This window comes from Moorena sp., assembly GCF_982860115.1.
Map to the genome: position 1 here is coordinate 1 of NZ_CEYLVT010000345.1, position 5,403 is coordinate 5,403.

Consider the following 5,403-nt stretch of genomic DNA (forward strand, 5'->3'; position numbering starts at 1 on the left):
AGGGTAGGTTTTTTACTTTGACCTCAGGTGTGGGGTGTGGGGTGTGGGGTGTGGGGGATAAGAAAGCGATGCAGCGCTTTTTCAGGTGCGACCCGTGGCGAATTTAATTCTTAATAGGTCAAGCGCACCTAAGTTGTTTTCCTTTTCCTCTCCCTGTGTACCGCCCCCGACCGGTCAGGGGTTGGGGGTGGGTTTGACCCAAATGTAAAAAACCTACCCAAGTTAGCTACTCCCTACTCCCTACTAAATTCGCCCATTCTCGATTCTAAATTCTAAATTCTAAATTCTAACTTCTAACTTCTAACTTCTAACTTCTAACTTCTAACTTCTAAATTCCCCACACCTCCCACACTTCCCACACTTCCCACACTTCCCTGTCTTTCCCTATTCCCTACTCCCTACTCCACTAGTAACTTTATGGTTCTCTGCTGGGGTTTGATCCACAGGGGTATCTACCGTTGGATACCCCCTACCAGTATCTACGGGAACAGGGGGTTGTAGCTGCTTGATATCGTTGATAACTGCTCCCAACAGTACCTCGTTTTCCTCTAACTCTTCGATTACCTGAGATAAAATACTTCCCTGGGTATAGCCTGGTCGAGTAACTAACACAATCCCATCAGTAAATGGTTGTAGTAATAGGGCATCATTACAACGGGAGAGACTAGGAGAATCAACCACCACAAAATCAAAGCGACCACGAGCATCTTCCAGCAAATGCTTCATTTCACTCGATTCTAGGATCCCCGCAGCTTTGCGCTGGGGACCGAGACTAGGGAGAATGTAGAGATTTTCAAAATCTTGGGCTAAATGAATACATTCACTCTTAGAGCCATAGAAGCGCAAAGGTTCCAGTGGCGCGTCCATCAGGTGAATCACGTCTTGAGATTGAGCGACAGAATGCGATCGCAAATCCCCTTCTACCAACAGAGTACGCATACCGGCTTGGGCAGATGCGATCGCTAAATTGTAAGCCACGATCGTCTTTCCTTCATTCCCTGCCGTACTAGTCACCAACACCACTTTTACCGCAGGTTCCTCCCGCAAACGAAGATTAGTGCGGAACCGTTCGTATAACTCCAACTCCAAAGCCTCTGGTCGAGTTATTATAGCAGCTTCACCCCGGTAGGACTTGAGACCGATTGTCGGTAAATCCCCCAGTAATGGCACACCATTGTCCCGAAGTATGGGCTTAATATCCTCTGGCGTGTGTAAGGTATTATCCAGGGTTGATAGCAGCAGAATCACACCAGCACCTACAACAATACCGATTACACCACCTATTGCCACGGTAACGATCGGATTACTTGCTGTCTGGGCCTGAAGTGCTCTAGGTTCTGCAATCCCAGCGATCGCAAGACTACTCTCAGTCTCTGCCTCAGCTATTTTGCTATCTGCTAATGCCGCCTGCAACCGATTGTAAAATTCCTGCTTAAAAGCAACTTGCTGAGCCAGTCGCCCTCGCTCCAGCTGCTTATTGGGCAGCTGCTGATATTGCTGTCTTAGTTCCTGTTCCGTTCTTTCGGTAGCTGTCAACTGCCGTTGAAGTGCTTCCCGCTGGGTTTGCAGAGCTACCAACTGATTAGCCAGTGCCTGCCGTGCCGGGTCCAGGGTACTGTCTTGGCGGATTTGACTGGGCAATGGGGAGGTAAACCCATTACCACCGAGAACTTCACCAGCACGATTCTGAAGTAAAGTCTCGTAAGTCTGTTGCTGTTTGCGCAACTCAATCATAGTTGGATGTTGCGGACGCAACTGCCCCTTTAGCAGTTCCATCTGTGTCTCAGTATCCAGAATCTGAGCTCGCAGACTAGCAATGATCGGGTCAGCACTAAGGGCAGAAGACGTATAGGCTTGGTCAGGGGTCAAACCTAGCCGTTCGATTAAGCTAGAATACTGAGCTTCAACCCCCTCTAGCTGTATCTCAAGACTACGTTGTTGTTGTTGGCTACCAGTTATCCCACCCACCAACGTCCCATCTTGAGCAGCAAATAAAGCTGGTCCTTGTACACGGTCATACTGTTCCAGTTTTTGTTCCGCTTCCCTTAGTTCCTGCTCCGCCTGAGGCAAACGTTCTTCTATTACTTTAATAATCCGTCTTAGTTGTGATGTGTTGATAAAACGGCTCTGCTCCACCATTCTCTCCATCAGCATTTGGACAATGGTTGCAGAAATTTCCTTATTCTTATCCCTATAGATTACCGAAATAAATTGTGGTCCTTCTGGCTTTGGCAATTTCACCACTGTATTTTTAACAATGTCTTTGGAGCTGACTTGCATCCCAGCTGCTACTTCCTTAACCACATTGTCTGCCAGCAGCGTTTCCGGTGTCGCCCTTTGTTTACCCTGTTCTGAAATCTGTACCCCTGTCTGGGAAAATACCTTCACAGGAGTGGTATATATCAAGCGACCTTCAGCTCGGTAAATCGGAGCTGGCGTTGGCTGTATAGCCACAATGCCGGATATGCCGGTAATCAGGAAAAACGTGGCAAAGCCAATTAACTTATGCTGATTGAGAGCAATCAGGTAACGTGTGACAAAAGGGGGAGTCATAAGTAATTTTTGCTATTGTTAAGGCAGCAGTGATCGAAAAAATCCTCTAGCCTATTCCTATTTTTACCGCTGAGTCAACAGGGACTCTGAGCACCAGTTACAAACCAAGACAGCTACTGGAGTTTTCTGTCCATTCATTAAGGTATCCGGAGATTTTTGTCCTGTCGATGGAAAAGGTAACCCCCTAGGGGAGAGGTTCCATCGATTTCTGCTCCCGTCATACCCAAAGCTTTTCAAAACAGGTCTTGTATTTCCTCAAAAAAGTTCTGGAATCCCAGAAAATCACTAAAGGGTCGAGTCACTAGACTCAGAGCGGCAGAAATCTTAGCAACAAGACTTCGACCCACCACGATCACATCGTCATTTTGAAGTGGCACATTTTGGGAAACATCACCCTTTAGTAGCTTTTCCCCGTCTAGCTTTTGAGTAACTGCTTTGCCCTGTTCTGGATCAAAACGAATTAAGGCAATGCTATCCAAATCAGCATTATCTGGGTTAGGAGAAATTGCTGTTAAGGCATCAATAAACGTACTACCATTAGCTAATGTCAAGTTACCAATTGTGCCATTAGGATAGCTCAACACTCGAACGCTGATTTGTTGTTGAGCTAGATTAGAACGAGCTACCAGCTGCCGATCATAATCGGTAGTATTACCCACCTCCAACTTTCGCACAATAATAGCATCCCCATCCCGGAGGTTCAATTCCGATGGAGTTGTCCCATTTTGCAGCGGTGTCAGCAAATCAATTTCTCGCTCAATGATGGAATTATTCACCACCGACTTACGACGAATCAAAATAGTCCGCAAATCAGCAATCGTAGTCGTACCACCCGCAGCAGTAAGGGCTTGATTCGGTTGAGTTCCTGGTGCCAGGGGGTAATAGCCTGGTCGAAACACCTCACCACTCACCGTAATCTGAACCTGTGGTGTACTCAGTAGGCTCACAACTACTTCAGGATCAATCACAAATTCATTTAAGACATTTTGAATTACATCTTGAGCCGCCTCTAGAGTAAGTCCCACCACTCGTAGCTTACCGAACAGTGGTACCACAATATTTCCGTCAGAATCAATAGCACTTTGAAAAGCCAGATTCGGAAAATTTGTCACACTCACTGCGATTACATCTTCTCGCCCTAGGTAGTGGCGATTAAATTCATCAGATGGACTCACCTCTGACAGAGTCTCTGGGTAGCCCAAAGGAGGTAACATTTCCTCCAACTGTTCTAATCGATTCTCCTCGGAGACCGGTTCAGGGTTGCTCAACGGTGGTGGAGGTGGCAACGTTTCCGTTACCTCTATGGTCTCAGGGGTGGTCTCAGGGGTGGTCTCAGGGGTGGTCTCAGGGGTGGTCTCAGGGGTGGTTTCAGAGGTTTCGAGTTCAGTCCTTTCCCTTTCCCCTGATTCAACAGTTTCCCTTGTTTCCCGTTCCATGGAACTAAACGTAGGCAACTGAGCGCGATCGCTAATCCCATCCCCAAGATTTTGCACCGATGTCGGTAAATTTCCGACAAGCTTAGCCAAACCAGGGCTGACCCAAACTCCAGAACTAACCAGCGAGAATAAGACGGTACCCCCAAACAAAGATAAATTCAGAACTTGGTTACCAAACCTGTGGGTGTCAGTTGTCATTTTCCAATGGTCACGTATCATCTCAAGTCTGAAATCTCAAGTCTGAAGTGGCAAGTAGAAAGTCTGAAGAGGCAAGTCTGACGTTTAACTTCTAGTTGTCGATAAACGTTTTAGTCAACCCTAAGTGTTCCAGCAATCAACCGATTTCATCCTTGATCCTTGATGCCTCATCCTTGAGCCTTCATCTTTGAGCCTTGATCCTTCATACTTTCAATACTACTAGCTTCCTCCGCAAAAGGATCGCTCATCAAAGCAGTCTGAACTATTTTACTGAGAGATTCGGCTATTGGCCTATAATTTTCAAGATCACCCAAAGGTTCTATGGGAATTTGGATATTCACCGCAACCCAAGGCACCCGTTTCCGGTGTAACTGAGCCAATTGATCAGCCCAGAACCAACGGCTAGGAGCAGGATTACCACCCTCTGGCCAAGCATACCATTGTACTATTGCGAAGGTTTGCCGCTGATTCCACGCACGAAAGAAACGGGCGTTAACCACACTTTTGGGGTGGCTTTTGGGCTGGGTTGTGATGGTCGGATCAGCCTCGGTCTTCCCCTCAACATCAGATCCGTTGACCACAAATTTGATTTGACTATAAGAATCCGTCTTCCATTGTCCCAATCGTTGTCTCATAAATCCGCTAATATCTTCCCATTCTACCTGTGGCTGGGATTTAGGACCATTTTGGGGAAGCAAAAATAACCACACTGGTTTTTGCTGATCCTGCTCTATGAACTGCAATGACCATTTATGGCCGCCAATCCTGATGGTTTGTTGCTCAACAGTTTGCCAGTCAGATAGTTCTATACCCGTCTTGCGGATAACTTTTATCTGTTGGAGGTTAGTCACTGGTGGCAGTTTTGCCCAAGGCCAGTTTCCTGTCAAGTAACCTGGTACTGCTCCGATTATTACCAAGACTAATAGCAACACCAGTAAGACTCCCCTGGAGATTTGCCAGGGCTGGATTAACTTAATTAAACTTACTGATTTCATCATTCTATAGAATTTATCATATTTATGAGGTACTTCTTTTAATTCCCTATTCCATTATTAATGGGGATTAATGTTCCCGAAAATTCTACAATTTTGTACCTCATTTAAGTAAAAACTATAACGTTTAATCTTGATGCGTAAGCATTCAGCGCTCAGGGCTCAGCGCTCAGCTTTGTGGCACAGGCTTTGGCCTTGGCCAAAAGGCCACGCGGGGCGCGTTT

The 5,403-nt window shown here is 46.4% G+C and carries 3 protein-coding genes; all 3 read right to left on the reverse strand.

All coding sequences use genetic code 11. From position 1 onward, the window contains the following. Positions 1-384: 384 nt before the first annotated feature. Positions 385-2,553: a GumC family protein gene (locus AC4II3_RS30885; RefSeq protein WP_488013874.1), complete on the reverse strand. Its 2,169-nt coding sequence runs from the start codon at positions 2,551-2,553 to the stop codon at positions 385-387. A 233-nt stretch (positions 2,554-2,786) separates the two neighbouring features. Then, a complete protein-coding gene (locus tag AC4II3_RS30890) occupies positions 2,787-4,187 on the reverse strand; it encodes a polysaccharide biosynthesis/export family protein (protein ID WP_488013876.1) in 1,401 nt (466 codons plus the stop codon). 167 nt (positions 4,188-4,354) lie between these two features. Beyond that, entirely contained in the window at positions 4,355-5,185 is an 831-nt protein-coding gene (locus AC4II3_RS30895) for a cyanoexosortase B system-associated protein (protein WP_488013878.1), read from the reverse strand. Positions 5,186-5,403 lie beyond the last annotated feature (218 nt).